The following is a 25,733-nucleotide window of genomic DNA, read 5'->3' on the forward strand; positions in this document are numbered from 1 at the left end:
TGGCTCAATCGGGTTGCCGGGGGCGACGCTCGCACCCTCGACAGTTCGTTTCGCAGGCCTCTTCTGAAGAGAATTGTCAGCGCCATCAAGCACTTGCCAACCCTGTCCAATTCATCGACCCACTAGCGCTACGTAACAGCGTTGAATCACTCGAGTGACAAAAAACTGTCGCTCATTCGCCGCTACGCGTCCCTCCCCTTCAGCAATACTTCGCCGTGTCTCGCAAAGTGAATGGAACTTTCCTCAAGCCTTTTCGAGCTCCCTAAAGCGCATAAAACAAAGGCTTTCGAGCTGAACAATGTGCTGCTTTTTACAAACCGCATAAGTTTTTTTTGGCATAAGCCTTATGAAAATTTTTTCTTAGCTACGCTCTAGGATGTTCTTAGCTCTGTTGTTACAAGAGTGAAACGCTTACACCCTAAATTTACGTCAAATATTTGGCGACGGTAACACAACATTGAGATCCAGGGAGATGCACCCATGCGCGTTTTAACCCCCCTCTGCAGCGCGGTTTTGCTGGCCATGGCTTGCACTTCCCAAGCCCAGGCGATGAACCTCACCGAGGCGATCCAAAGCACCATCGCCACGCACCCGGAACTGGCCTCGCGCGTGGACGCTCGCCTGTCGGCAGATGAACAGGTGAAAGTGGCCAAGGGCGGGTTTTATCCGTCGGTCGATTTGAATGCTGCCTACGGTCGCGGCTACAGCGACAACACCAACACCCGCGCCTTCGGTAATCACAACACCGAAATCCTCAATTACACCCAATCGGAGCTGCGCTTGCGGCAGATGATCTTCGACGGCTTCAACACCGCCAACGAGGTCGAGCGCACCAAGGGCGTGTCCAACTCGCGGGCCTATTACGCGCAAGGCACCGCACAGGATCTGGCCCTGCGCACCATCGAGGTCTACCTCGAAGTGCTCAAGCGTCGCGAGCTGGTGACGCTGGCCAAGAACAATCTGCAGGCGCACTTGCGGGTCAACGATCAGATCGGCCTGCGCACCGAGCGCGGCATCGGCAGTACCGCCGACTCCGATCAATCGGTTGCCCGCCGTGCACTGGCGCAGAACAACCTCGACACCGCCGAAGTCGATCTGGCCGATGCCGAATCGAATTTCTACAGCGTGGTCGGACGCATGCCCGACGAGCTGGAAACCCCGGCCTCGACTCGCGGTGAGATGCCGCCGGACCTGCGTGAAGCGCAGCAGAGCATGGTCGACAACAACCCGTATCTGAAATCGGCCCAGGCTGACGTGCAGTCCGCCGAGAGCCAGTACGAAGTGGCCAAGTCGCCGTTCTACCCGCGCTTCGACGCGGAAGCGGCAGTGGGTGCGAACAACAACGTGCAGGGCGACGAAGGCCACGACAACGAATGGCGTGTCGGCGTGGTGATGAACTACAACCTGTTCCGTGGCGGCAGCGACAAGGCACGCTTGGCCGCCAACGCACACGACATCAATCAGGCGATGGACATCCGCAACAACGCCCTGCGTCAGCTCAACGAGAATATTCGTCTGGCCTGGAACGCCATGGAAAACGCGAGGAAACAAACGCCGACCGCTCGCGAATACGCTGAAACTTCCAGACGCGTCCGCGTCGCTTATCAGGACCAGTTCGGCCTCGGCCAACGTACCCTGCTCGACCTGCTCGACAGCGAAAACGAGCTGTACAACGCCAACCGTCGCTACACCGAAATCCGTTACACCGAGGAATACTCGATGTACCGCGTGCTGGCGAACATGGGCCAGTTGCTGAGCAAACAACGCGTGGTGCTGCCGGCTGATGCGATTGCCACGACTGAAGTGAAAAACCAGGCGCGCCTGCCCGAGTTGAAATAGATCCGTGTAGGAGCTGCCGAAGGCTGCGATCTTTTGATCCTGATCGTTCTCACGCTCCGCGTGGGAACGATCAGGATCGCAGCCTTCGGCAGCTCCTACAGGGACTGTGTTCACCTCGCATCACCGTTCAACAGAGGCAATCACTATGACCAGCATGGAACCCGGCGCCACCGGGGTCGATCCGCGCTTGAGCTTCGATGATCCGTTACTCGACGGTCTGCTGATCCTCTGCAAGCTGCACGGCGCCACGGTCAGTCGTGCCAGCCTGAGTGCCGGATTGCCATTGAACAAACAGCGCCTGAGCCTGGATCTGCTGCCCCGTGCAGCGGCGCGGGCCGGGTTACAGGCGCGACTGTTACGCCGTGACTTGAAAGACATCTCACCGCTGAACCTGCCGATCCTGCTGCTGCTCAACGACGGGCGCACCGCCGTGCTGCGGCGTTTTGCCGAGGACGGCAAAGCCCTGCTGCTGCCCAGCGAAGCCGATGGCGGCGAGCAATGGGTCAGTCGCGAAGAACTCAACGAGCACTACAGCGGCCAGGCCTTGTTCGCCCGCCCGCGCCACGAACTCGAAGACCTGCGCTCACCGCTGGTGCCCCGGGTGCATGCGTGGTTTCGCGACACCCTGAAACTGTCGAAATGGCTGTACAGCGATGCAATCCTCGCCAGTTTCCTGATCAACCTGCTCGGTCTGATGGTGCCGTTGTTCGTCATGCAGACCTACGACCGCGTGGTACCGAATCAGGCGACCTCGACCTTGTGGGTGCTGTCGATCGGCCTGCTGATCGGCACCGGTTTCGAATTGGTGCTGCGCGTGGTCCGTGCGCACTTGCTCGACACCGCCGGCAAAAAGACTGACGTGATCCTTTCGGCGACATTGTTCGAGCGCATCACCGGCATGTCGATGAAAGCGCGGCCAGCGACCATCGGCGGCTTCGCCCAGAGCATTCACGACTTTCAGGGCCTGCGTGAATTCCTCACCGCCGTGACCCTGACCAGCCTGATCGACTTGCCCTTCGTGGTGTTGATGCTGGTGGTGATCGGTCTGCTCGGTGGCTGGCTGGTGGTGATTCCGCTGCTGGCGTTTCCGATCACCATCATTTTCGCCATGGCGATTCAGGTGCGCCTGCGCGACACCGTGCAGAAAAGCCTGAGCCTCGGCGCCGAGCGTCAGGCGCTGCTGATCGAAACCCTCGGCGGCCTGGAAACCCTCAAGGCCTGCGGCGCGGAAAGCGAGCGCCAGCACAAATGGGAAAGCACCCACGGCGCCCTCACCCGCCTCGACAGCCATGCGCGCAACCTGTCGGCATTGGCCACCAACGGCACCCTGTTCATTCAGCAGTTTTCCGGAATGGCAACGATTGTCGCCGGGGTCTACAGCATCATCGCCGGCAACCTCAGTGTCGGCGCACTGGTCGCCACTTATATGCTCGGCAGCCGCGTGCTCGCCCCGCTCGGCCAGATCGCCGGGCTGATCACCCGCTACCAGCAAGCGCAACTGACCATGAAAAGCACCGACGCGCTAATGGCCCTGCCGCAGGAACGCGACGGCAAACAACGGCCCCTGGAGCGCACGCAGTTGCAGGGTGCGCTGGATGTCAGCGGCGTGACCTTTCATTACAACGGTCAGAATGCGCCAGCGCTGAGCGAGGTCAGCTTCAGCCTGAAGCCCGGCGAGCGGGTCGGCATCATCGGCCGCAGCGGCTCGGGCAAAAGTACTTTGGCGCGTCTGGTCATGGGTTTCTACGAAGCGGAGGAAGGCCAACTGCTGCTCGACGGCCTCGACCTCCGCCAACTGGACGTGGCTGACCTGCGCCAGCAGATCGGTTACGTCGCCCACGACCTGCCGCTGCTGGCCGGCAGCCTGCGCGACAACCTGACCCTGGGAGCGCGCTACATCAGCGACTCGCGCATGCTCGAAGTCGCCGAATTGACCGGCGTCACCGAACTGGCCCGGCAACATCCGCAAGGCTTCGACCGGCCGGTGGGCGAGCGCGGACAACTGCTTTCCGGCGGTCAGCGTCAGGCGGTATTACTGGCGCGGGCGCTGTTGCTCGATCCGCCGATCATGCTGCTCGACGAACCCACCAGCGCCATGGACAACAGCAGCGAAGATGCGCTGCGGCAGAAACTGCATGGCTGGGTGCAAGGCAAAACCCTGTTGCTGGTCACTCACCGCACCGCGATGTTGAGCCTGGTGGACCGGTTGCTGGTGCTGGACAACGGCCGGGTCGTCGCTGACGGCCCGAAAGAAGCGGTCATCGACGCACTGCGCAAGGGCCGTGTCGGCTCGGCGGCGGTCTAGGAGTTACGCCATGCCTGCTTCCTCCGATAGCAACAAGCGCGGCTATTTCGACAGTTTCGGCAAAAGCGCCGAAGCGGAATTCATGCCGGAAACCGCCGGCGCCGCGTTGCAGGATTCGCCGCGCAAATCGCGAATTACCGTGTGGCTGGCGGCAGCACTGCTGATCGCCGCGCTGGTCTGGGCCAAATTCGCCGTGCTCGAAGAAGTGACCATGGGTGAAGGCAAAGCGATTCCGTCGAGCAAGGTTCAGGTGATCCAGAACCTTGAGGGCGGCATCGTCACCGAGATTTTCGTTCGCGAAGGTCAGATGGTCGGCAAGGGCGACACCCTGCTGCGTCTGGATGACACGCGCTTTCGCTCGAACAAGGGCGAAAGCGAAGCCGACCGTTACGCCCTGACGGCGCAGGTCGAACGGCTATCAGCGGAGGCCGAAGGGCGACCTTTCAAGCTCTCCGCCGAAGTGATCGCCAAGGCACCGCAAGTCGCCGAGGACGAACGCTCGCTGTACGAACAGCGTCAGCGCCGCTTGGCCAGCGAACAGCGCACCCTCAGCGAACAGCTGCGGCAGAAAACCCAGGAGCTGGCCGAATTTCGCTCCAAGCAAGGCCAGTTCAGCTCCAGCCTTGCGCTGCTGCAACAAGAGATGAACATGTCCGAACCGCTGGTGAAAACCGGCGCCGTGTCACCGGTGGAAATCCTCCGGCTGCGGCGCAGCGCGGTGGAGATCCGTGGTTCGCTGAACGCCACCACGCTGGCGATTCCCCGCGCCGAATCGGCCATCGCCGAGATCCGCAGCAAGATCGACGAATCGGAACAGACCTTCCGCTCCGAAGCCGCCAAGGAGCTCAACGAGAAACGCACCGACCTGTCGAAAATCACCGCCTCGAGCATCGCCATCGACGACCGCGTCAGTCGCACTACGGTGACCTCACCGGTACGCGGGGTGATCAAGCAGATGAAGGTCAACACCATTGGCGGCGTGGTTCAGCCGGGCAGCGACATGGTCGAAATCGTGCCGCTGGAAGACAACCTGCTGATCGAAGCCAAGGTCCGCCCGCAAGACGTCGCGTTCCTGCATCCGGGCCAGAAAGCCATGGTCAAGTTCAGCGCCTACGACTACACGATTTACGGCGGGCTGAGCGCCAAACTCGAGCTGATCGGCGCCGATACGATTACCGATGACAAGGGCAACAGCTTTTATCTGATTCAGGTGCGCACTGATAAGAACCACCTGGGCGGCGACGTGAAACCGCTGCTGATCATCCCGGGAATGGTAGCGACGGTGGACATTATTACCGGCGAGAAAAGCGTCTTGGATTACCTGCTCAAACCGGTGCTGAAAGCGCGGACTGAGGCGATGCGTGAGCGCTAGTGATCTTTGAATTGCGGTGATTGATCTGGCGCTTTCGCGAGCAGGCTCGCTCCCACAATTGGAATGCATTCCCCTTTGTGAGCGAGCCTGCTCGCGAAGAAGCCCGCACAGACAATGATCATCTGTCGCCATGGTTACGCTGGAAGACCTCCTCACCCATCGCCGCAATCTGCCCTTCGATCAGCGCTTCAAACGGCTTCAGTAAAGGCGCAAACGTCGTCGGCGCTTCAAGGGTTTCCAGCGCCTGCGCGATCGCCTCGACAGTCGACAGCGCCCCCGGTCCCGGAGCCTTGCGCAAGCGATAGCGCGACGCACCGCCCTCGGCCAAGGTCACTCGTGGCAACGCCGCCAGCAGCGGATTGAGGTGCAGCATTTTGCGCGCTTTGCGCCAGGTGCCGTCCGGGACGACCAGCAACATTGGCTGATCATTTGGCGCGTAAGCCTGCAACGGCTGCGCATCGTCAGCCGGAAACAGCAAGCGCGCCTGATAACCCGGCCGGTTCAACAGTGCCGGCAAATCGTCGAACACCTCACCGACAATCAGCTCGGCATTGCTCAACCCCAACGCCGCCAGTCGCGCAGTATTGAGCGCGTGATTGACCTCGCTTGGATGCTGCAGCAGCAATACCCGGGTGCGGCTGTCGAGGTGCGGAATCAATGGGCACAGGCAGTGGGTTTGTGGGCGCAGGCAGCGCGGGCATTGGGGTCGGGACATGATGGGTTACGCCTGATTCAATTGCGCTTTGAGCAAATCGCGGAAGGTCTGGATCAGCGGCTCGCGACTGCGACCGCGGCGCATGATCATCGAAAACGGTGCCTGATAACCGAAGGTCGCCGGCAGCAGGACACGCAAATCGCCCTTGTCGGCCCAGGCCTGCGCGTAGTGTTCCGGCAGATATCCGATGTACGCGCCGGAGAGCACCAGAATCAGCTGCGCTTCCATGCTTTCCACGGTCGCGGCACTGTGTTTGAAACCGTGCCGAGCCAGTTCCGCCTGACTCCAGTAGCCACGCCCGACCATCCGTTGCTGGGTGATCACCTGCTCGGGGATGCGCCGCTCGTTGAACAACGGATGGCGACTGCTGCAATACAGCCAGTGCTGCTCGCGGTACAGCGGCATGTAGACCAGACCGCTCATGCGCGTGGAGAACGCGCCGATGGCCAAGTCGAGGCGATTGTCCTGCACGCCGAGCTGCAATTCGTAAGGGCTCATCACCGACAAATGCAAATGCACCGCCGGGTGTTCCTGACTGTAGGCGCCGATGGCTTCGGCGAATGGCAAAGCCTTGTCGCTGACCGTGGAATCGATCACCCCGAGGTTGAGCGTGCCGCGCAGTTCGCCCTTGAGCGCGGCGGCGTATTGCTCGAAGCCTTCAAGCTCGGCCAGCAGGCGCAGGGTTTCCTGATGGAACAGCTCGCCCTTGCTGGTCAGGCTGAAGCCACCGCGCCCGCGATGGCACAGCACCAGACCGAGCGCGGCTTCGAGCTGGCTCATGTAAGTGCTGATTGCCGAGGTCGACAGGTTGAGTTCCTGCTGCGCATTGGCAAAGCCCTGATGGCGCACGACGCTGACGAAGATGCGCAGGAGTTTCAGGTCGGGTAAAGCGTTGGCCATTTCTGCTCCGGGTTTTGCAGCTGTGTCTCTGTGGGAAAAGCCCCTCACCCCAGCCCTCTCCCCGAGGGAGAGGGAGCCTACCGAGTTGTTATGAGGATCTACGCCGACCTGCAATATCGAGTCGAACTCAGGATTCAGAAGCCATGAAGATCGGCCCCCTCTCCCTCTGGGAGAGGGCTGGGGTGAGGGCAACAATCCCCAGCCGAACACACCATTCGAACCCGCCAAAGTCTAATCCTACCTCGCCCATTAGTTTAGAAAAATCTGAACTAAGTTTTTGCCCGTAGCGATTCTTCCGCGTCACTACATTTCGCATCATCGGCCCCACAGCGGCGTCCGAACCTGTGCTCAACGGCGCGCCGGCATAAATAAAACAAAGACGATGAGGCCCTACCCGTGGACAAGATTCTTCACCAACCACTGGGCGGCAATGAAATGCCGCGCTTCGGCGGCATCGCCACCATGCTCCGACTTCCCCATGTACCGACCGCTGCCGGCCTGGATGCTGCCTTCGTTGGCGTGCCGCTGGACATCGGCACTTCGCTGCGCCCCGGCACACGCTTCGGGCCGCGCGACATCCGCACCGAATCGGTGATGATCCGCCCGTACAACATGGCCACCGGCGCCGCACCGTTCGACTCGCTGTCGGTGGCCGACATCGGTGACGTGGCGATCAACACCTTCAACCTTCTCGACGCCGTGCGCATCATCGAAGAAGCCTACGACAACATTCTCGAGCACAACGTCATCCCGATGACACTGGGTGGCGACCACACCATCACCCTGCCGATCCTGCGCGCGATCCATAAAAAGCACGGCAAGGTTGGCCTGGTGCACATCGATGCGCACGCTGACGTCAACGATCACATGTTCGGCGAGAAGATCGCCCACGGCACCACGTTCCGTCGTGCCGTCGAAGAAGGTCTGCTCGATTGCGACCGCGTGGTGCAGATCGGCTTGCGCGCCCAGGGTTACACCGCCGACGACTTCAACTGGAGCCGCGATCAGGGTTTCCGCGTGGTGCAGGCCGAAGAGTGCTGGCACAAGTCGCTGGCACCGCTGATGGCCGAAGTGCGCGAGAAAGTCGGTGGCGGTCCGGTGTATCTGAGTTTCGACATCGACGGCATCGACCCGGCCTGGGCGCCCGGCACCGGCACCCCGGAAATCGGCGGCCTGACGACCATTCAGGCGATTGAAATCGTCCGTGGCTGCCAGGGCCTCGACCTGATCGGTTGCGATCTGGTAGAAGTTTCGCCCGCTTACGACACCACCGGCAACACCTCGCTGCTGGCCGCCAACCTGCTGTACGAAATGCTCTGCGTACTGCCTGGCGTGGTTCATCGCTGAGGGGCGGGTCATGCACGCACGTGATCAGGTTTTGCAAGCGGCCGCCGATCTGGTGTCCGCCTTCGCCCGTAACGATCGCGAAGCTTATTTCGGCGCGTTCAGCGCCGATGCAAGTTTCGTTTTCTACACCCTCGAGCAGCCATTGCTGTCGCGCGATGCCTATCAGGCCTTGTGGGATAGCTGGCGTGCCGAGGACGGTTTCGAGGTGCTGTCGTGCACCTCGAGCAACGCCTTTGTCAGCCTGCAGGGTGACGTGGCGATTTTCATCCATGACGTGGCCACCGAGCTGCGCATGCAAGGGGAGCAACACTTCAGCCAGGAGCGCGAGACGATTGTTTTCCGCAAACAAGCGTCGAGCCTAGAACAACAAGGCCTATGGCTGGCCTGTCACGAACATTTGTCCGCAATGCCGGAAGGGCTGCCACCCCCTTAGCCAATGGTGACGCTCACGCACGATGAGCGCGCCTGATGATCGGAGCAGATCATGAATAACAACAACAACGAAAAAAGCCTTAGCAGCATTGAAACAAACGGGGTCGAACAGATCCCGGATCATGAGCGCGACGCCCGACCCAGCGACTTGTTTCGCTTGATCTTCGGCGGCGCCAATACCTTCGCCACCGCGGTGCTCGGCAGTTTCCCGGTGCTGTTCGGCCTGTCGTTTCAGGCCGGTGTCTGGGCGATTGTCCTGGGTGTGCTGGTCGGTGCGCTGATCCTCGCGCCGATGGGCCTGTTCGGCCCGCTCAACGGCACCAACAACGCCGTGTCTTCCGGTGCGCACTTCGGCGTGCACGGGCGGATCGTCGGCTCGTTCCTGTCGTTGCTGACGGCGATCGCGTTCTTTTCGCTGTCAGTGTGGAGCTCGGGTGATGCGCTGGTCGGCGGCGCCAAACGCCTCGTCGACCTGCCGGAAACCGACCTGACTCTCGGCCTGGCCTATGGCCTCTTCGCGCTGCTGGTGCTGACCGTGTGCATCTACGGTTTTCGCTTCATGCTGTGGGTCAACCGCATTGCGGTGTGGGCCGCGAGCCTGTTGTTCCTGCTCGGCATCTTCGCCTTCGCCCCTGCTTTCGACAGCCAGTACGCCGGCAGCGTGGCGCTGGGTCAGGGCGGATTCTGGGCGGCATTCATCGGCGCGGCGCTGGTGGCGATGAGCAATCCGATTTCCTTCGGTGCGTTCCTTGGCGACTGGTCGCGCTACATCCCGCGTGCAACGCCGAAGGGTCGGATCATGCTGGCGGTGATCGCCGCGCAACTGGCAACGTTGATTCCATTCCTGTTCGGCCTCGCCACCGCGACTATCGTGGCGATCAAAGCGCCGGACTACATCGCTGCGAACAACTACGTCGGCGGCTTGCTGGCGGTATCGCCGAGCTGGTTCTTCCTGCCGGTGTGCCTGATTGCGGTGATTGGCGGCATGTCCACCGGCACTACTTCGCTGTATGGCACCGGCCTGGACATGTCCAGCGTGTTCCCACGCGTGCTCTCCCGAGTCAAGGCGACCTTGTTGATCGGCGTGCTGTCGATCGCCTTCATCTTCATCGGCCGGTTTGCGGCGAACCTGGTGCAGAGCGTGTCGACCTTCGCCGTGCTGATCATCACCTGCACCACGCCGTGGATGGTGATCATGATCATCGGCCTGCTGGTGCGGCGCGGCTTCTATTGCCCGGATGATCTGCAGGTGTTCACCCGCGGCGAACAAGGCGGACGCTACTGGTTCAACCACGGCTGGAACTGGCGCGGTCTGGGCGCATGGATCCCCAGCGCATTGGTCGGCCTGTGCTTCGTCAACCTGCCGGGGCAGTTCGTCGGCCCGCTGGGCGAACTGGCGGGCGGCATCGACATCAGCTTGCCGGTTACATTGGGCCTGGCGTCGGTGGTGTATCTGACGCTGCTCAAGCTGTTTCCGGAACCGCGCGAAGTGTTTGGGCCGAAGGATGTCCGCAGTCAAGGCGTGAACGCCACGACTAAACCGACGTTACGCCAAGCCGCCTGACCAAACACAAAACCCTGTGGGAGCGAGCTTGCTCGCGAAAGCGATCTGTCAATCACATCAGGTTTGAATGTGCTGACGCCTTCGCGAGCAAGCTCGCTCCCACAGGGAGATTCGAATTCAGCCTCACCATAAAAAAGACAATCGGAGACACGCCATCATGGCTTTGGATTTATTCGTCGTCCTCATCTACGCCGCCGGCATGCTCTTGCTCGGCTACTTCGGCATGCGCAAGGCCAAGACCAACGAAGACTTTCTCGTCGCCGGCCGCAACCTCGGCCCGAGCCTGTACATGGGCACCATGGCCGCCACCGTGCTGGGCGGTGCGTCCACCGTCGGCACCGTGCGGCTGGGCTACGTGCATGGGATTTCCGGTTTCTGGCTGTGTGCGGCGCTGGGTTGCGGCATCGTTGCCCTGAACCTGTTCCTCGCCAAGCCGCTGCTGAAACTGAAGATCTACACCGTCACCCAGGTCCTGGAAAAACGCTATAACCCGATGGCCCGCTCGGCGAGCGCGGCGATCATGCTGGCTTATGCGCTGATGATCGGCGTGACCTCCATCCTCGCGATCGGCACCGTGCTGCAAGTGCTGTTCGGCCTGCCGTTCTGGATTTCGGTACTGCTCGGCGGTGGCGTGGTGGTGATCTATTCGGCGATCGGCGGCATGTGGTCGCTGACCCTGACCGACATCGTCCAGTTCATCATCAAGACTGTCGGCCTGATGTTCATCCTGTTGCCGATCTGCCTGTACCGCGTCGGCGGCTGGGATGAGCTGGTGCTGAAACTGCCGGCCACTGCGTTCAACTTCACCACGATCGGCTGGGATACGATCATCACCTACTTCATGATTTACTTCTTCGGCATCCTCATCGGCCAGGACATCTGGCAACGGGTGTTCACCGTCAAGACCGCAAAAGTCGCGCAATACGCCGGCAGCATCGCTGGCATCTACTGCATCGTTTACGGCTTGGCTTGCGCACTGATCGGCATGGCTGCGCACGTGCTGATTCCGGATCTGGACAACGTCAACAACGCCTTCGCGGCCATCGTCAAACTGTCACTTCCGGACGGCATCCGTGGTCTGGTGATCGCGGCTGCACTGGCGGCGATGATGTCCACCGCCAGCGCCGGTCTGCTCGCTGCAGCCACTACGCTGACCGAGGATTTGCTGCCGAAACTGCGTGGCGGCAAGCAGTCGAGCCTGGGCGTGAACCGCCTGTTCACGTTGCTGACTGGCGTAGTGGTTCTGGGGATCGCGCTGGTGGTCAATGACGTGATCAGCGCCCTCACCCTCGCCTACAACCTGTTGGTCGGTGGCATGCTGATTCCGCTGATCGGGGCGATTTTCTGGAAACGTGCGACCACCGCGGGCGCGATCGCGAGCATGGGCCTGGGATTCGCTACGGCGCTGCTGTTCATGTTCAAGGATGGTCTGGATGCCAACACGCCGATCTACTACAGCCTGGCCGTTGGCCTGGTGAGTTTTGTCGTGGTCAGCCTGTTGTCCCGTCGCCCGGCGACCGTGGCAACTGCGGTGTGAATCTGCTGTAACGACTTGATGTTTTCTTCAGCGGGTGTGGCGTCGGTGGCCACACCCGTTTTTTTCGCCTGGCGGAAAGCAAAAGATCGCAGCCTTCGGCAGCTTCTACAATCTGTAGAAACCGCCGACGGCTGCGATCTTGAAATCTCTGATCGGAGGGGTTAACGCCGACGTGGCTGGCGCCGACGCTGTTCGTCGTCCGTGCGAATCGGTACCGGTTGCAGAGGCGGTTCGATCAAACCGAGGGCAACTCCCAAATCGTGCAGCCAGTTCTGGATTTTCTCTTTCATCGTCATGCCCCCTTCAGGGTGGTGCTGAGCTGCCGGAATTCTGAGGCCGCTTCGCACTGATAATAGTCCGAAGTCCTACGCAATGCTCGACCAAATCCGCAATGATCTGTTACTGAATTGAACAGGATCTGCTGCGATTGGTTCACGCTGTTTTGCGCTCATGCGCCAAAGCCGCGGGATAGACCGCTTGTTGCACATCAATCCAGGCATTGAGGTTGGCCCCGGCCATGCCCTTGCGCCACATGAGCCACGTTGTCGCACCCGCGAACGGCTCGGCCAACGGATGCACGGCGACGCTTTCGCGACCCGGCAGGCTGGCGAGCATCGACTCGGCCATCAACGCCACACCGCTGCCGGCAATCACACAGGCGAGCATGCCCTGATACGACTCGATTTCCATCGGCCGGCCCATCGCCGCATGGTAGTGAGAAAACCACGCCTCCAGGCGCATGCGGTAGGAGCAGCCCTGACGGAAAGTGAACACCGCACGCCCCTCGACATCCCGCGCGCTGCGTACCGGTGGGTGATCGATTTCAGTGATCAGCACCAGCCGCTCCTCGCACAGCGGCACGCCATCGAGCCCGGCCAGTTCCAGCGGCCCGTCGACCAATGCTGCGTCGAGGCGGCCGGTGAGCAATCCTTCGAGCAATTCGCCGGTCGGCGCCGATTGCACCTGCAAATTCACCATCGGGTACTGCTTGTGATAACGCGCCAGCAACGCCGGCAGATGGATCGCCGCCGTGCTGTACATGGTGCCCAGCACGAAATCCCCGGCCGGTTGCCCGCCCATCACCGCCGCACTGGCCTGATCGCGCAGAGCGAAAAGTTTGCCGGTGTAGTCGAGCAGCACCTTGCCCGCCGGCGACAACTGCAAGCGCTGCCGTTCGCGGACGAACAGTTCGACACCCAGCTGCTCCTCAAGCTGTTTCAGCCGGGTCGACAGATTCGAGGGCACGCGATGCAGGCGCTCGGCGGCGCGGGTGATCGAGCCTTCCTCGGCGACCGCCTGAAAAATCCGCAGTTGGCTGAATTCCACCTGTTTTCTCCTGAACAGAACAAGTTACTCACTATTATTCAATTTTAAAGAAAGTCAATCGGTCCTAGCCTGACGGTCATTGTTCCTCTGACGGAAGCCCGACCATGTCGCCGTTGATACGTTTATCTGCATGCTTCGTGGCCCTGATGCTGGCCATGGGCATCGGCCGTTTCGCCCTGACGCCCCAGATGCCGCACCTGCTCAGCGAAGGGCAGATCGACCTCACCGCCGCCGGTCTGATCGCAGCCGCCAACTATCTCGGCTATCTGCTCGGGGCGCTCGATGCGATGTTCGCGCAGCGGCCGCAACAGGTGCAGCGACGGCTGCATGGCGGGTTGTGGCTGTGCGTGCTGCTGACACTGGCGTCGTTCTGGGCCAACGGTTTCTGGTCGCACCTGCTGTTGCGCTTTGGCACCGGCGTGGCAAGTGCCTGGGTATTGGTGATGATCACCTCGCTCAGTCAACCGCTGGCGGCGGTAGCGGGTCGTCCGCGCTGGGGCGCTCTGGTTTTCGCCGGGCCGGGCCTGGGAATTTTTCTGACAGGGTTGCTGGCCCTGATCTCACATCAATTGCAGCAGACATCGGCGACGCTGTGGCTGATTTACGCAGCCGCCGCGTTGCTGATGATGCTTGGCGTCTGGCGGTTGTTACCGCATCCCGCGGCGGTAGCGGAGAAGGCGATCACCCCTGCGACGTCAGCGAACCGAGGGATTGGCCGGTTGGCGCTGGTGTATGCGCTCTACGGCATCGGCTACATCATTCCGGCGACGTTTCTGGCGCAAATGGCCAACGCGCAGTTTCATGGCCAGTGGCAGGCGGATCTGTTCTGGCCATGCTTCGGCCTCGGCGCGGCGATCGGTGTGTGGATGGTGAGCCTGCGCCGGCACGCTCCCGAAACCACGCGGCACTGGTTGATGGCGACGTTGTGGCTGCAAGCGGCCGGTGTGTTCGCCTGTCTGCTGGGCAGCGGCCTCGGTCTGGCATTGGGCGTGATCCTCTGCGGCACGCCGTTTCTGGCCTGCATGCAACTGGTCATGCAGCGCTCGCGAGAACTGGCACCCCACGCTACCCAGCGCAACGCCGGGATGCTCACGGCGTGCTTCGCCGTCGGCCAGCTGAGCGGCCCGCTGCTGGCGGCGCTGAGCAGCCATTTCAGCGGCGGTTTGCAGCCGGCGCTGCTGATCGCCGGTGCCGGCCTGTTGCTGGCCGGCGCGCTGGCGATGCAGGCCAAGGCTACTGGCCCAGCGCCTTGCGCAAACGCCGACGCAGCCACTGCTCGGCGCTGACGAAAGTGATGCCGAGCAGCACCAGTACGGCGCCGATGACGAAGTTCAGGCTCAACTGTTCGCCGAGCAGCAGCACGCCGAAGGTCACGCCGAACAACGGCGTCATGAACGAGAACACCGCCAGGTTGGCCGCCAGATAACGACGCAGCAGCCAGAACCACACCAGATAACTGAAGAACGACACCACCAGGCCCTGGAACAGCACGCTGGCCACCGCCACGGTGGTCAGGCTGACGTGGGTGATCTGGCCGCTGAACAGCGCGATCAACAGCAGGCCGATGAAACCGACCATCAGTTGATAAAACAGGGTCAGCGTCACCGGTGCTTCCGACAATCGCGAGGCGCGCACCACTACAGTGGTCGCGCCCCAACAAGCGCCCGCGAGCACGCCGAAGGCATCGCCCAGGAGCATGCGGCGGTCGAGGTTGTCCCACGACACACCGCCGGCGAAGGCAATCGCGATGCCGATGAAGGCCAGCAGAATCCCCAGCCATTGCAATGGGCGCAGGCGTTCGCTGGCGAGGAGGAAATGCACACCGAGTGCGGTGAAGATCGGCGCGGTATAGAGGAACACCGACATGTGCGCGGCAGTAGTCAGTTGCAGGCCCTCGGCGATGAACAGGAACTCCAGACCAAACAGCGCACCGGCCAGCAAGCCGCCGCGCCAAGTGCTGCCGACCTGATCCCAACCGCCTTTCCAGCAGATCAGCAAACCGACCAGCAACGCGGAAATCCCCGAGCGCCCCGCCGCTTGCATCACCGGCGCGATGTCCGTTGCCGCCCATTTGATCAGGACTTGCTGCACACCCCAGATCAGGCACAGGCCGATCATCACTTGCAGGGCAAAACCGTCGGCATTGCGCCGCTCGGCACTCATCGCGACTCCTCGAACACACACAACATGGCAGGCCATCCATTGGTCAGAAAACAGTGTCGGGGATTATCAATCAGATGCGCGGAAAAAGCCGTCTGGAAAAGACCTTTAATTTGCCTGGAGCGGCAAAGGTGAATGGCTGACGGCTGCGCCGTCGTTCGCGGGCAAGCCCGCTCTCACAGAGGGTTCGGTGAACATGTGGGAGCGAGCCTGCTCGCGAAGAGGTCAGCACTAGCGATAAAGCTTTTGGATCAGTCAGGCGAATCGCTTCGCCACCAGATAACCCACAGTACAGGCAACAGCCGTCGCCACTGTCCCCCACGCCCAATCCAGCAAACTCACCTGCACCGACCAGTCGCGCAATGTCGCCCAATTGGTCAGGTCATAGGTGCCGTATGCCACCAGCCCCAACAGCGCTCCCAGCTTCGCCGCGCGCTGCCAGCTCAGCGCCGGCAACACGACAAACACCACGCAGCCAATGACGTACAGGCCATAAAAAACCGCTGCGGGGAACAGCAGCGGTTTTTCCAGCATCAGCGAACCGAGCAGTTCGCGATAGGTCGGCGCCATCAGCAGCCCGAGCCAGATGCCGTCGAGCAGCAGAAACGTCAGTAGCGTTGAGACGTATGCGATCAGCGCCTTTTTCATTGGCTCATCCCTTTAGAGGTGGGAGCCGCCGATTTTCGCGATCAAGATCAAAAGATCGCAGCCTTCGGCAGCTCCTACCATGGGCCTGCGGTGAGTCAGGTTAGTTCAATGCGATCGGCGTGGATGACGATCTTGCCTTCCTTGTACAACGAGCCGATGGCTTTCTTGAAGTTGCCCTTGCTGACGCCGAACAGGCTGCTGATCAATGCCGGATCACTCTTGTCGCTGACCGCCAGGGTGCCGTTGTTTTCGCGCAACTTGCCGAGGATCTTCGAACTCAGGCTGCTCGCCGCTTCCTGGCCAACCGGTTGCAGGCTCAGGCTGATCTTGCCGTCGGCGCGCACTTCCTTGATGAAGCCTTTCTCGCGCATGCCCGAACGCATGAACTTGAAGATCTCGTTCTTGTGGATCAAGCCCCAGTGCTTGTTGTTGATGATCGCCTTGAAGCCCATGTCGGTGGCTTCGGCTACCAGCAGATCAACTTCCTGGCCCGGGCTGTAAGTGGCCGGGGTCTTGTCGAGATAACGATCGAGGCGCGCAGTGGCGGTGATGCGCCGCGTGTGTTTGTCGAGGTAGACATGCACCACGCAGTATTCGCCAGCGGTCATCTGGCGCTTTTCTTCCGAGTACGGCAGCAGCAGATCCTTCGGCAGGCCCCAGTCGAGGAACACGCCGATGCTGTTGACTTCAACCACTTTCAGGCTGGCAAACTCGCCGACCTGAACTTTCGGTTTTTCCGTGGTGGCGAGAAGTTTGTCTTCGCTGTCCAGATAGATGAATACGTTGAGCCAGTCTTCATCTTCGCTGGGAATATCTTTGGGGATATAACGGTTGGGCAAAAGAATTTCGCCATCGGCACCGCCGTCCAGATATAAACCGAAGTTAGTGTGTTTAACCACTTGCAAACTGTTGTAACGCCCGACTAAAGCCATTTCCGAAACCCTCAATACGTGGGCGGCATTCTACCCGTTTTTGCCGCAAACGTCGGGCGGCAGATCCTCGCAGCGGGAAATCTGCTTCAACGTGGTGATTTTGCTTGATCACTGCCCCGGGAGGTGCCGCTCGTCAGTTCGGCCAGGCGGCTCATGGCTGCGCCAAAAGGTCTCGGCCTGATCAGATGTTCTTATTTAAAACAGGCGGTTAGCGACATATTAATAGTATCGATCGGGCAATAATGCAGCGCTGCGGTTGGTTATTTCCGGGGATATTTACCAAGCTATTGTCAAGTTATTCCTGTACGATGCCTGGCCGAGTTACTTTTCTACAGGTTAATGGCCGCCATGCGTGTAAAAGCATCCACCAGCAAAGCAAAGCCAGCTCCAGCCGTTGAAACCAGCGAATCGATCAACGATCAGATCGCAGCGTTCCTCAAGTCCGGCGGCGAGATCCAGCAAATTGCCAAAGGCGTCAGTGGCCAGACGTTCGGCCCGTCCAAGCAGATCAGCCTGGGCAAGAAGTAATACCGGTTTTACCCCGTCCAGAGGCGCTTTGAGCTTCGAAGCGCCTGGACTGGCACCGCACCACCCCCCTTCGCTTTAAACAAATATCCCCGAAAATCGACGAACGGCCATCAATGCCGAGCATTCGCCGGTATCCTTGCACGCGTCTAGATCAAGCGTTTCAGCAGGCATTCGCCCTGCGCTCGCGGTTCATGGAGTGACGCATGCGCCCATTTCCCTGTTTATTGTTCGTCAGCCTGCTCTCAGGCGCGACCGCGCACGCGCAGGTTTTTCAGGGTCAACTGGGCGACTTCGATCTCAAGCTCGGCACCACGCCCAGCCGCAGCATGGCCCAGGGACTGGTCAAACCGGCGGCGGTCGGCTCGTTCCACGGCGGCCTCGATCTGAGCCACGACAGCGGCGTGTATTTCGGCCAGTACGCGCCGAGCATGGGCATCACGCCGGGCAAAAACCTCGAGATCGATTCCTACGTCGGCTTCAAGCAACCTTTCGATCAGGTGCTCGGCTATGAAGTCGGGATGATTCACTACAGCTATCCCCGCGTTGACACGCTCGACAGCCAGGAGCTGTTTGGTGGCCTGACTCTTCTCGGCAGCCGTTTCGGTATCGCGCTTAGCAACGACCCGGATAAACAGAACAACACCTTGTTTGCCGATCTCAGTGGCAATCAGCCGTTCGGCATTGGTGTGAGCATGAAGTACACCACCCATCAACTGAACACGCCGGTGGCGGTGGACGGTGGATATATCAGCAGTTTCACCGATTGGTCGGTGAAACTGTCGCGGCCATTCATGGGTGTCGATCTCGATCTGATCTACAGCAATTCCAGCTTGAGCGGCAGCGATTGCTCGGCCTATTCCGGGCACAACAGCGAGTGCGACGGCCTTGTCACCCTCAAGGCCGTACGCACGTTCTATTGATCGGCTGAACTGCCGCGCGCATCCTGCATCACATAAGAATCAGATTTCCGACGCCAGGCTCTCGCAAGGATTTGCCCATGTCTCGCTGGTTCAAACAGATTGCCGCCCTGCTGATCTTCACCCTCGCCCTCGGCGCCTGCAGCCGCGTGGGCCTGGCCTACCGTAACCTCGACGTGATCATTCCGTGGTCGCTGAGCGACTACGTGGACATGAACGGCGAGCAGAAAGACTGGTTCAACGACCGGCTCAAAGAACACCTGAGCTGGCACTGCACCACGCAGTTGCCGGGCTACCTCGATTGGCTGGACCGTTTGCAGGCCATGGTCGAAAGCAACCAGGTCACCGACGCCGCTCTGCAGGAGCGCACCGCCGAAGCCAAACAGGCGATTGCCGAAACCGCCCGCGAGATCACCCCGTCGGCGATCGAGCTGCTGGAGGGCCTGGACGATAAACAGGTGGCGGAAATGAATGACGCGTTCGCCAAGGATTTGCGCAAACGACAGCAGGAATACGTTAAACCGCCGCTGGCCCAGCAGATCAAAGAGCGCGGCGAGCGCATGGAAAAACGCCTGAATGATTGGCTGGGCCCGCTCAGCGACACGCAGAAACAACGCGTCGTAGCCTGGACCAACGCCTTGGGTGATCAGAACACCCAATGGATCGCCAACCGTGCGCATTGGCAGCAACAGTTCAGCGCCGCCGTTGCACAACGCAAAAGTCCGGAATTCCCACAACGCATCGAGACGCTTCTGGTCAACCGCGAACGCTTATGGACAGCGGATTACCGCAAGGCCTATGCCAATACTGAAGCGCAGGCGCGCTCGCTGTTTGTGGACTTGATGGCAGAGAGCACGCCGCAACAGCGTGAGCGCTTGCTGAAAAAGATCGAAGGTGTGCGCAAAGACTTCAATGACCTGAAGTGCCTGAAGGCTGCGCAGAAATCGTGAATACTCCAATGGCCCATTGTGGGAGCGAGCCTGCTCGCGAAGACGGAGTGCCAGCCAGCTCAAATGTCACTGGCAGATCGTATTCGCGAGCAGGCTCGCTCCCACAGGGCTAGATCGGTGACTCAGGCGATTTGAGCTTTTGAAGCGACTTCATCAAACGTCACCTCATCCAGCGCATCCTCCTGCTCATCCAGCACCTGACGCGGGTGGTCATTGCCGGGAATGCTGCTGTCGATCAGGCTGAGCAGGCTGGAACCGCGCGGCGTCAGAATGAAATTGTTGCCGGTACTGCCTTCATGATCCGGACGCGGCTCGATGAATCCACGGTCAAGCAGCAGACTTTCATAGTCACAGGCCAGGGTTTTCAAGTGATCAAGATTCTCGATCGGCTCGCCAGCGCTGGCTTTCTCGGCCGCATGGTCCTCGGCATAAGCGCGGGGAGCGAAGCTGTGGCCCGCGCTGTTCTGCACTTCGTGCAGCAAACGTTCAATCAAATCCCAGTTATAAGTCGTCATCCTGATCCAACCTCCGGTGCGAATGATTTGTGCCGCTTTCAAGGTTGTGACCCAAGCGCTGCGCAGCCGTTCAGCCGCATATCTTCGCGCCGACCGACCGGCGGTGTGTCGATTCCGCTGCGGATTGAACGACTAGTCTGAAACAGCCGGTTCAATCCGCAGGAGACATCGTCATGAACGTTGCAAATCATCCAGTGGTATCACGCGAAGAATGGATCGCCGCCCGTCAACAGCATCTGGCTCACGAAAAAGCCTTTACCCGCGAACGCGACCGCCTCAGCGCCGAGCGCCGCACCCTGCCGTGGGTAAAAATCGACAAGGACTACCATTTCCAGGGGCCGAACGGCGAGCTCAAGCTCAACGACCTGTTTGGCAACCACAGTCAGTTGATCATCTACCACTTCATGTTCGGCAAAGGCTGGGAGGAAGGCTGCCAGGGCTGCTCGTTCCTCAGCGACCACATCGACGGCGCCAACCAGCACCTGGCCCACCACGATATTTCGGTCGTCGCAGTTTCCCATGCGCCGTTCGACGAATTTCAGGCATTCAAACAGCGCATGGGCTGGAAATTCGACTGGGTCTCGTCAGCGGGCTGCGACTTCAACTATGACTTCGGCGTCTGCGCCCGGGCTGAAGACGTCGCCGAGGGAAAAGCTACTTACAACTACGAAAAAACCGACAGCGCCGAGGAAGAAATGCCCGGGTTGAGCGTGTTTTATCGCAACGACAAAGGCGAGATTTTCCACACTTATTCAACATACGCGCGCGGCCTGGACATGCTGGTTGGCGCCTACCACTATCTGGATCTCACGCCCAAGGGCAGGAATGAAGACGAGATCATGGAATGGGTTCGGCATCATGATCGCTATGACGGTGCGCCGAAGTCGGGTTGCTGTCAGGGTGAGCAGCGGTCTTGAGCTCACTGTGGAGAAAACACACGAGGACCTGTGGGAGCGAGCCTGCTCGCGAAAAACGATTACACGGCAAGGCGGTGCTAACGTGTCGCCTGTTTCGCGAGCAGGCTCGCTCCCACGGAGAACAATGTCTGGTTGTGAATTTGGCACGCACGTCGAAATGTTGTTCAACGCTGTACCGTTTGTGCCGTATTAAGCCAACAGGGCTCTGCGGATGTGCGTCCGCTATAATACGAGGATCTGACATGGATAGGCGCCAATGCAAAAGCTCAGTTTAGAAACCAAAAAAATCTGGTTTGCCAAGCATCGCAAAGCCAACTTCGCAGCGAGTTTGCGCCTTGAAGGTTTCGTTCCGTCTGCTTGTGAAGGCGAGATCAAGCTGCCGACGCGAGAGGCCGCGTTGAAAGCTATCCTGCAATTAGCTGAAACGTAGCTGTGGACTTTGATCCGCTCTCGTGCTGCGAAGCTTACTGAACTTTCATCACGCTTCAGCCCTCAACCGGTTAACCCGCCTTAACCGGAACTGAGGCCTGCCCATGAAAACCCTGATAAAGCTGTCCCTCGTCGCCAGCCTCGCCTGCGCCCTGCCCGTCTGGGCCTGTACGCCAGAAGAGGCGACGATCAAACGCGAGCAACTGGCCAAGGAAGTCTCGAAGCTCACCGAGCAGAATCCGGCCAAGGCCAAGGAGATCAACGCCGAGTTGCAGAAAATGGATCTGGGCACGGCCAGCGCCGATCTGCCGGACAAGTGCCAGTTGATCGATCAGCGTTTGAAAGAACTGGGGTCGGCGGAGAAAAAAGCCGACAGTTGAGGCGAAAAAAAAACCGGACGATGTCCGGTTTTTTTATGTGCGCTGCTAAAGCTTACTCAGCCGCTGGCTCTGCCGGCTTGCGGCGCTTGAGCGGGGCCATGCCGTCGCTGCTGACCAGGGAATCCGGCTTCGGCCGGTTCACGCTCTTGCGCTTGGTCGGCGTCTTGGCGGCGGTTTTCTTTTTGTCGCCCTTGGCGTCGGTCTTTTTCTTCTTCACGCCGACGGCTTTGCCCGAAGCCTTGACCTTTTTCGGTCCACCGTAGGTGCCTTTGACTTCCTTGATCGTGCGGCGCTCGAAGCTCTGCTTCAGGTAGCGCTCGATGCTCGACATCAGGTTCCAGTCGCCGTGGCAGATCAGCGAGATCGCCAGACCATCGTTGCCGGCGCGGCCGGTACGACCGATGCGGTGTACGTATTCGTCGCCGCTGCGTGGCATGTCGAAGTTGATCACCAGATCCAGACCGTCGACGTCCAGACCACGGGCGGCAACGTCGGTCGCGACGAGGATCTTCACACCGCCCTGCTTCAGACGATCGATCGCCAGTTTGCGATCCTTCTGGTCTTTCTCGCCGTGCAGCACGAACGCCTTGTATTCCTGGGCCACGAGGCGGCCGTAGATGCGGTCGGCCATGGCGCGGGTGTTGGTGAAGACGATGGCCTTCTGGTAGGTCTCGTTGGCCAGCAGCCAGTTCACAATCTGCTCTTTGTGCTGATTGTGGTCGGCGGTGATGATTTGCTGACGAGTCGTCGAGTTCAGCTGGCTGACCGCGTTGAGCTGCAAGTGCTCAGGGTTGTTCAGGACCTTGGCGATCATCTCGCGCAGACCGGAACCGCCGGTGGTGGCGGAGAACAGCATGGTCTGCTGACGGTTCGGGCATTCATCGACCAGACGCTGCACGTCTTCGGCGAAACCCATGTCGAGCATGCGGTCGGCTTCGTCGAGCACCAGCACTTCGACTTCTTTGAGGTCGAGGTTGCCGGCGTTGAGCTGCTCGATCATCCGCCCCGGGGTGCCGATGAGGATGTCCGGCACTTTGCGCAGCATTGCGGCCTGCACCTTGAAGTCTTCACCGCCAGTGATCAGGCCGGACTTGATGAAGGTGAACTGCGCAAAACGCTCGACTTCCTTCAAGGTCTGCTGGGCCAGTTCACGGGTTGGCAGCAGAATCAGCGTCTTGATGCTGACGCGGATCTTCGCCGGGCCGATCAGGCGATTGAGGATCGGCAGGACGAAAGCAGCGGTTTTGCCGCTACCGGTTTGCGCCGTCACCCGCAGATCACGCCCCTGGAGCGCCAGCGGAATGGCCGCGGCTTGCACTGGCGTTGGCTCGACAAATTTCAGCTCGGCCACGGCTTTGAGCAGGCGTTCGTGCAGGGCGAATTGGGAAAACACGGGTGCTACCTCGAAGATATGCAAAAAAACAGCTGCATAGGTTACCGGTTTCGAGCGCTCAGGCCGAGTTTCTTTGTGCAAACGGCGACAATCAGTGGTTTTTTTGTTGCCCGATTTGTCACTCGCTGCAATACACAGCGTCTTAAATGCTCTAATCGGCCCTCGCGTCTTACAGAAGAAACGTTTCGCTCATGGATATCAAACAGCTCTGGCTCAAAGCCCAGGACCTCTGGGGCACACTCGAAGAGCACCCGCTGCTGCAATCGGGACTGGCGCTGCTGGTGCTGCTGGTCATCGCGCTGGTACTCGGACGCGTGGCGCGTTACCTGATCCTGCACACCAGCCGCATGCTCGGCCGCCAACCGGCGCTGCACTGGATCAACGATTTGCGCCACAACAAGGTGTTTCAACGGCTGGCGCAGATGACGCCGTCACTGGTGATCCAGTTCGGCCTGCACCTGGTGCCGGAACTGAGCAAGACCGCGATGAATTTTCTCGGTAACGTCGCGCTGGCCTTCACCATCCTCTTCCTGCTGCTCTCGGTCAGCGCCCTGCTCAATGCCTTGCTCGACATCTACGCGCGCACCGAGCATGCGCGCACGCGCTCGATCAAAGGCTACGTGCAGCTGGCGAAGATGGTCTTGTACGTGTTCGGCGCAATCATCATCGTCGCCACCCTGATCGACCGTTCGCCGCTGTTGCTGCTGTCCGGTCTGGGTGCGATGTCGGCAGTGATCCTGTTGGTCTACAAGGACACCCTGCTGTCGTTCGTCGCCAGCGTGCAACTGACCAGCAACGATATGCTGCGGGTCGGCGACTGGATCGAAATGCCGCAAGTCGGCGCCGATGGCGACGTGGTCGACATCACGTTGCACACGGTCAAAGTGCAGAACTTCGACAAGACCATCGTCTCGATCCCGACCTGGCGGCTGATGTCCGAGTCGTTCAAGAACTGGCGCGGCATGCAGCAGTCCGGCGGTCGGCGGATCAAGCGCAGCCTGTTCATCGACGCCAGCGGCGTGCGCTTCATCCGCGACGACGAAGAAGAAAAGCTTTCGCAAGTGCACCTGCTGACCGACTACATGGGCCGCAAGAAAGCCGAGCTCAAGGCCTGGAACGAAGCGCAGGGCAATGTCGCAGCCATGTCGGCCAACCGCCGGCGGATGACCAATATCGGCACCTTTCGCGCCTACGCGCTGGCATATCTGAAAAGCCATCCGGAGATTCAGCCGAACATGACCTGCATGGTCAGGCAGATGCAGACCACGGCGCAGGGCATTCCTCTGGAAATCTACTGCTTCACCCGCACCACGGTGTGGGCCGATTACGAGCGGATTCAGGGGGATATTTTCGATTATCTGCTGGCGGTGCTGCCGGAGTTTGGCTTGAGTCTTTATCAGCAGCCGAGTGGCGGGGATTTGCGCGCGGGGTTGCTGCCGGCGGTGTTGGGCTCGGCGAGTATTCCGGAGCCGGAAAAACACCTGATGTAACTTACGAATCACAGGTAGGAGCTGCCGAAGGCTGCGATCTTTTGACTTTCAAGATCAAAAGATCGCAGCCTTCGGCAGCTCCTACACGGGTTATGCAGTGCGTTTAATGCCCAACCGGCTAATCCACACCGCCATCAAAATCACACTGCCGCCGAGGAACAATCTCCCCAGTTCCTCATGCTGATTCCAGATCAGCAAATTCAACAACAAACCCACCGGCACATGCAGGTTGTTCATCACCGCCAGCGTGCCGCCGTTGACCATGCACGCGCCCTTGTTCCACCAGTACAGGCCCAGCGCTGTCGACACCAGCCCAAGAAACAGCAACACCGCCCATTGCAGAGGCGCTTCCGGGAGAAAGTTCGACTTGCCGAACAGCAGAAACGCCGGCAGCACCACAATCAATGCGCCGAGGTAGAAATAACCGAAACGGCGGTAATGCGGCAGATCACTCGGATGCTTCGCCACCAGATGCTTGTACAGGACCTGCCCGGCGGCGTAGGTGAAGTTGGCCAATTGCAGCAGCAGGAAGCCCATGAAGAAGTCCGGACTGATGCTGTCGAAACGAATCACTGCCGCACCGCCGACCGCCACCAGCGCGGCAACCAGCGCCCACGGGTTGAAGCGACGGTTCAGCGCGTCTTCGATCAGCGTCACGTGCAGCGGCGTAAGAATGGTGAACAGCAACACCTCCGGCACCGTCAGCACGCGGAAGCTCAGGTACAGGCAGACGTAAGTCACGCCAAACTGCAACGCGCCGATCAGCAACATGCCCCGCATGAACGCCGGCTCCACCGAACGCCAGCGCGTCAACGGAATAAACACCAGCCCGGCCAACACCACACGCACCAGCACCGCAAAGTAACTGTCGACATGCCCGGCCAGGTATTCGCCGATCAGACTGAAGGAAAACGCCTGGATCAGCGTGACAAAAAGTAGATAGCCCATGCTCGCCTCGAAAATCGAATGGCGGCGACGATAGCGGTTTTTCGGATGGGCTCCAACAGCAAACGGCGCCGGAATCAAAAGCCCCTCACCCTGACCCTCTCCCTGTATGTACCGGACACATGGTGGACAGGTGTTCGGAGACATGGTGGACACTTTCTAATAGGCACATTGCTCATCATCAAGGAGATG

The 25,733-nt window shown here is 60.1% G+C and carries 25 protein-coding genes; 15 read left to right on the forward strand and 10 right to left on the reverse strand.

Going from position 1 to position 25,733, the window contains the following annotated elements; translation table 11 throughout:
- The first annotated feature begins 480 nt into the window (after positions 1-480).
- The 3 genes from AC0Z4S_RS25765 to AC0Z4S_RS25775 all read left to right on the forward strand — a co-directional run bounded on the left by AC0Z4S_RS25765 (position 481) and on the right by AC0Z4S_RS25775 (position 5,516).
- Positions 481-1,839: a TolC family outer membrane protein gene (locus AC0Z4S_RS25765; protein ID WP_253500273.1), complete on the forward strand. Its 1,359-nt coding sequence runs from the start codon at positions 481-483 to the stop codon at positions 1,837-1,839.
- Positions 1,840-1,984: 145 nt separating this feature from the next.
- Positions 1,985-4,144: a type I secretion system permease/ATPase gene (locus tag AC0Z4S_RS25770; protein ID WP_485625033.1), complete on the forward strand. Its 2,160-nt coding sequence runs from the start codon at positions 1,985-1,987 to the stop codon at positions 4,142-4,144.
- 10 nt (positions 4,145-4,154) lie between these two features.
- Positions 4,155-5,516 carry an HlyD family type I secretion periplasmic adaptor subunit gene (locus AC0Z4S_RS25775; RefSeq protein WP_039761043.1) on the forward strand — a complete coding sequence of 454 codons (1,362 nt, stop codon included), beginning with the start codon at positions 4,155-4,157 and terminating at the stop codon, positions 5,514-5,516.
- 118 nt (positions 5,517-5,634) lie between these two features.
- Here AC0Z4S_RS25775 and AC0Z4S_RS25780 read toward each other — a convergent pair whose 3' ends face one another.
- Together AC0Z4S_RS25780 and AC0Z4S_RS25785 are read right to left on the reverse strand one after the other, a co-directional pair.
- The gene (locus AC0Z4S_RS25780) at positions 5,635-6,231 is read right to left on the reverse strand and encodes a tRNA-uridine aminocarboxypropyltransferase (protein WP_485625034.1); all 597 of its coding nucleotides are present in this window, start codon (positions 6,229-6,231) and stop codon (positions 5,635-5,637) included.
- A 6-nt stretch (positions 6,232-6,237) separates the two neighbouring features.
- Entirely contained in the window at positions 6,238-7,131 is an 894-nt protein-coding gene (locus AC0Z4S_RS25785) for a LysR family transcriptional regulator (protein WP_007956593.1), read from the reverse strand.
- Positions 7,132-7,527: 396 nt separating this feature from the next.
- Between AC0Z4S_RS25785 and speB the strand changes: the two genes are divergently transcribed.
- The 4 genes from speB to AC0Z4S_RS25805 all read left to right on the forward strand — a co-directional run bounded on the left by speB (position 7,528) and on the right by AC0Z4S_RS25805 (position 12,011).
- On the forward strand, positions 7,528-8,478 hold the full coding sequence (speB, locus tag AC0Z4S_RS25790) for an agmatinase (protein WP_003222717.1): 951 nt from the start codon (positions 7,528-7,530) through the stop codon (positions 8,476-8,478).
- Positions 8,479-8,488: 10 nt separating this feature from the next.
- Entirely contained in the window at positions 8,489-8,911 is a 423-nt protein-coding gene (locus AC0Z4S_RS25795; RefSeq protein ID WP_485625035.1) for a YybH family protein, read from the forward strand.
- A gap of 51 nt (positions 8,912-8,962) precedes the next feature.
- The gene (locus tag AC0Z4S_RS25800) at positions 8,963-10,474 is read left to right on the forward strand and encodes a purine-cytosine permease family protein (RefSeq protein ID WP_485625036.1); all 1,512 of its coding nucleotides are present in this window, start codon (positions 8,963-8,965) and stop codon (positions 10,472-10,474) included.
- Positions 10,475-10,631: 157 nt separating this feature from the next.
- Positions 10,632-12,011, forward strand: a complete 1,380-nt coding sequence (locus tag AC0Z4S_RS25805; RefSeq protein ID WP_253500262.1) for a sodium:solute symporter family protein — start codon at positions 10,632-10,634, stop codon at positions 12,009-12,011.
- A gap of 161 nt (positions 12,012-12,172) precedes the next feature.
- On the opposite strand, the gene AC0Z4S_RS25810 is transcribed toward AC0Z4S_RS25805, so the two are convergent.
- Positions 12,173-12,301 carry a PA1414 family protein gene (locus tag AC0Z4S_RS25810; protein WP_003184145.1) on the reverse strand — a complete coding sequence of 43 codons (129 nt, stop codon included), beginning with the start codon at positions 12,299-12,301 and terminating at the stop codon, positions 12,173-12,175.
- A 142-nt stretch (positions 12,302-12,443) separates the two neighbouring features.
- The gene (ptrR, locus tag AC0Z4S_RS25815; protein ID WP_485625037.1) at positions 12,444-13,337 is read right to left on the reverse strand and encodes a putrescine utilization regulator PtrR; all 894 of its coding nucleotides are present in this window, start codon (positions 13,335-13,337) and stop codon (positions 12,444-12,446) included.
- 104 nt (positions 13,338-13,441) lie between these two features.
- Here ptrR and AC0Z4S_RS25820 point away from each other — a divergent pair, with 104 nt between their 5' ends.
- Positions 13,442-14,623: an MFS transporter gene (locus tag AC0Z4S_RS25820; RefSeq protein WP_485625038.1), complete on the forward strand. Its 1,182-nt coding sequence runs from the start codon at positions 13,442-13,444 to the stop codon at positions 14,621-14,623.
- Here the strand turns inward: AC0Z4S_RS25820 and AC0Z4S_RS25825 are convergent.
- The 3 genes from AC0Z4S_RS25825 to AC0Z4S_RS25835 form a co-directional block, all read right to left on the reverse strand.
- Complete coding sequence (locus tag AC0Z4S_RS25825; RefSeq protein ID WP_016771155.1) at positions 14,571-15,500, reverse strand: DMT family transporter; 930 nt, start codon at positions 15,498-15,500, stop codon at positions 14,571-14,573. The genes AC0Z4S_RS25820 and AC0Z4S_RS25825 overlap by 53 nt on opposite strands.
- 252 nt (positions 15,501-15,752) lie before the next feature.
- Positions 15,753-16,145, reverse strand: a complete 393-nt coding sequence (locus AC0Z4S_RS25830) for a DUF2177 family protein (RefSeq protein ID WP_485625039.1) — start codon at positions 16,143-16,145, stop codon at positions 15,753-15,755.
- A gap of 95 nt (positions 16,146-16,240) precedes the next feature.
- Complete coding sequence (locus AC0Z4S_RS25835) at positions 16,241-17,077, reverse strand: CvfB family protein (protein ID WP_329516059.1); 837 nt, start codon at positions 17,075-17,077, stop codon at positions 16,241-16,243.
- Between the two features lie 339 nt (positions 17,078-17,416).
- Here AC0Z4S_RS25835 and AC0Z4S_RS25840 point away from each other — a divergent pair, with 339 nt between their 5' ends.
- The 3 genes from AC0Z4S_RS25840 (at position 17,417) to AC0Z4S_RS25850 (ending at position 19,472) form a co-directional block, all read left to right on the forward strand.
- On the forward strand, positions 17,417-17,605 hold the full coding sequence (locus AC0Z4S_RS25840; protein ID WP_016985943.1) for a hypothetical protein: 189 nt from the start codon (positions 17,417-17,419) through the stop codon (positions 17,603-17,605).
- Between the two features lie 203 nt (positions 17,606-17,808).
- Positions 17,809-18,525 carry a TorF family putative porin gene (locus tag AC0Z4S_RS25845; protein WP_485625040.1) on the forward strand — a complete coding sequence of 239 codons (717 nt, stop codon included), beginning with the start codon at positions 17,809-17,811 and terminating at the stop codon, positions 18,523-18,525.
- A gap of 77 nt (positions 18,526-18,602) precedes the next feature.
- Positions 18,603-19,472, forward strand: a complete 870-nt coding sequence (locus tag AC0Z4S_RS25850) for a DUF6279 family lipoprotein (protein ID WP_485625041.1) — start codon at positions 18,603-18,605, stop codon at positions 19,470-19,472.
- Between the two features lie 122 nt (positions 19,473-19,594).
- On the opposite strand, the gene AC0Z4S_RS25855 is transcribed toward AC0Z4S_RS25850, so the two are convergent.
- The gene (locus tag AC0Z4S_RS25855; protein WP_485625042.1) at positions 19,595-19,987 is read right to left on the reverse strand and encodes a transcriptional regulator; all 393 of its coding nucleotides are present in this window, start codon (positions 19,985-19,987) and stop codon (positions 19,595-19,597) included.
- Positions 19,988-20,160: 173 nt separating this feature from the next.
- Here AC0Z4S_RS25855 and AC0Z4S_RS25860 point away from each other — a divergent pair, with 173 nt between their 5' ends.
- The 3 genes from AC0Z4S_RS25860 to AC0Z4S_RS25870 all read left to right on the forward strand — a co-directional run bounded on the left by AC0Z4S_RS25860 (position 20,161) and on the right by AC0Z4S_RS25870 (position 21,713).
- Positions 20,161-20,904: a DUF899 domain-containing protein gene (locus AC0Z4S_RS25860; RefSeq protein ID WP_485625043.1), complete on the forward strand. Its 744-nt coding sequence runs from the start codon at positions 20,161-20,163 to the stop codon at positions 20,902-20,904.
- A 256-nt stretch (positions 20,905-21,160) separates the two neighbouring features.
- Complete coding sequence (locus tag AC0Z4S_RS25865) at positions 21,161-21,334, forward strand: YhfG family protein (RefSeq protein WP_110645024.1); 174 nt, start codon at positions 21,161-21,163, stop codon at positions 21,332-21,334.
- A gap of 103 nt (positions 21,335-21,437) precedes the next feature.
- Positions 21,438-21,713: a hypothetical protein gene (locus AC0Z4S_RS25870; protein ID WP_485625044.1), complete on the forward strand. Its 276-nt coding sequence runs from the start codon at positions 21,438-21,440 to the stop codon at positions 21,711-21,713.
- Between the two features lie 52 nt (positions 21,714-21,765).
- Here AC0Z4S_RS25870 and AC0Z4S_RS25875 read toward each other — a convergent pair whose 3' ends face one another.
- The gene (locus AC0Z4S_RS25875; protein WP_039761006.1) at positions 21,766-23,106 is read right to left on the reverse strand and encodes a DEAD/DEAH box helicase; all 1,341 of its coding nucleotides are present in this window, start codon (positions 23,104-23,106) and stop codon (positions 21,766-21,768) included.
- A 191-nt stretch (positions 23,107-23,297) separates the two neighbouring features.
- On the opposite strand from AC0Z4S_RS25875, the gene AC0Z4S_RS25880 reads away from it, so the two are divergent.
- Positions 23,298-24,596, forward strand: a complete 1,299-nt coding sequence (locus AC0Z4S_RS25880; protein WP_485625045.1) for a mechanosensitive ion channel family protein — start codon at positions 23,298-23,300, stop codon at positions 24,594-24,596.
- Positions 24,597-24,686: 90 nt separating this feature from the next.
- On the opposite strand, the gene AC0Z4S_RS25885 is transcribed toward AC0Z4S_RS25880, so the two are convergent.
- Complete coding sequence (locus tag AC0Z4S_RS25885) at positions 24,687-25,544, reverse strand: carboxylate/amino acid/amine transporter (RefSeq protein ID WP_485625046.1); 858 nt, start codon at positions 25,542-25,544, stop codon at positions 24,687-24,689.
- Between the last annotated feature and the right edge of the window lie 189 nt (positions 25,545-25,733).

It is taken from the genome of Pseudomonas sp. 1L-B-1-E-C1 (assembly GCF_057291835.1).

What these genes read in the sequence shown, in the direction of transcription:
- AC0Z4S_RS25850 (WP_485625041.1), top strand. Translation starts at nt 18,603, where the DNA reads ATGTCTCGCTGGTTCAAACAGATTGCCGCCCTGCTGATCTTCACCCTC.
- AC0Z4S_RS25835 (WP_329516059.1), bottom strand. Translation starts at nt 17,077, where the DNA reads ATGGCTTTAGTCGGGCGTTACAACAGTTTGCAAGTGGTTAAACACACT.
- AC0Z4S_RS25825 (WP_016771155.1), bottom strand. Translation starts at nt 15,500, where the DNA reads ATGAGTGCCGAGCGGCGCAATGCCGACGGTTTTGCCCTGCAAGTGATG.
- AC0Z4S_RS25840 (WP_016985943.1), top strand. Translation starts at nt 17,417, where the DNA reads ATGGCCGCCATGCGTGTAAAAGCATCCACCAGCAAAGCAAAGCCAGCT.
- AC0Z4S_RS25830 (WP_485625039.1), bottom strand. Translation starts at nt 16,145, where the DNA reads ATGAAAAAGGCGCTGATCGCATACGTCTCAACGCTACTGACGTTTCTG.
- AC0Z4S_RS25770 (WP_485625033.1), top strand. Translation starts at nt 1,985, where the DNA reads ATGACCAGCATGGAACCCGGCGCCACCGGGGTCGATCCGCGCTTGAGC.
- AC0Z4S_RS25880 (WP_485625045.1), top strand. Translation starts at nt 23,298, where the DNA reads ATGGATATCAAACAGCTCTGGCTCAAAGCCCAGGACCTCTGGGGCACA.
- AC0Z4S_RS25845 (WP_485625040.1), top strand. Translation starts at nt 17,809, where the DNA reads ATGCGCCCATTTCCCTGTTTATTGTTCGTCAGCCTGCTCTCAGGCGCG.
- AC0Z4S_RS25800 (WP_485625036.1), top strand. Translation starts at nt 8,963, where the DNA reads ATGAATAACAACAACAACGAAAAAAGCCTTAGCAGCATTGAAACAAAC.
- AC0Z4S_RS25855 (WP_485625042.1), bottom strand. Translation starts at nt 19,987, where the DNA reads ATGACGACTTATAACTGGGATTTGATTGAACGTTTGCTGCACGAAGTG.
- AC0Z4S_RS25865 (WP_110645024.1), top strand. Translation starts at nt 21,161, where the DNA reads ATGCAAAAGCTCAGTTTAGAAACCAAAAAAATCTGGTTTGCCAAGCAT.
- AC0Z4S_RS25780 (WP_485625034.1), bottom strand. Translation starts at nt 6,231, where the DNA reads ATGTCCCGACCCCAATGCCCGCGCTGCCTGCGCCCACAAACCCACTGC.
- AC0Z4S_RS25860 (WP_485625043.1), top strand. Translation starts at nt 20,161, where the DNA reads ATGAACGTTGCAAATCATCCAGTGGTATCACGCGAAGAATGGATCGCC.
- AC0Z4S_RS25795 (WP_485625035.1), top strand. Translation starts at nt 8,489, where the DNA reads ATGCACGCACGTGATCAGGTTTTGCAAGCGGCCGCCGATCTGGTGTCC.
- AC0Z4S_RS25765 (WP_253500273.1), top strand. Translation starts at nt 481, where the DNA reads ATGCGCGTTTTAACCCCCCTCTGCAGCGCGGTTTTGCTGGCCATGGCT.
- AC0Z4S_RS25820 (WP_485625038.1), top strand. Translation starts at nt 13,442, where the DNA reads ATGTCGCCGTTGATACGTTTATCTGCATGCTTCGTGGCCCTGATGCTG.
- AC0Z4S_RS25870 (WP_485625044.1), top strand. Translation starts at nt 21,438, where the DNA reads ATGAAAACCCTGATAAAGCTGTCCCTCGTCGCCAGCCTCGCCTGCGCC.
- AC0Z4S_RS25810 (WP_003184145.1), bottom strand. Translation starts at nt 12,301, where the DNA reads ATGAAAGAGAAAATCCAGAACTGGCTGCACGATTTGGGAGTTGCCCTC.
- AC0Z4S_RS25785 (WP_007956593.1), bottom strand. Translation starts at nt 7,131, where the DNA reads ATGGCCAACGCTTTACCCGACCTGAAACTCCTGCGCATCTTCGTCAGC.
- AC0Z4S_RS25775 (WP_039761043.1), top strand. Translation starts at nt 4,155, where the DNA reads ATGCCTGCTTCCTCCGATAGCAACAAGCGCGGCTATTTCGACAGTTTC.
- AC0Z4S_RS25805 (WP_253500262.1), top strand. Translation starts at nt 10,632, where the DNA reads ATGGCTTTGGATTTATTCGTCGTCCTCATCTACGCCGCCGGCATGCTC.
- AC0Z4S_RS25885 (WP_485625046.1), bottom strand. Translation starts at nt 25,544, where the DNA reads ATGGGCTATCTACTTTTTGTCACGCTGATCCAGGCGTTTTCCTTCAGT.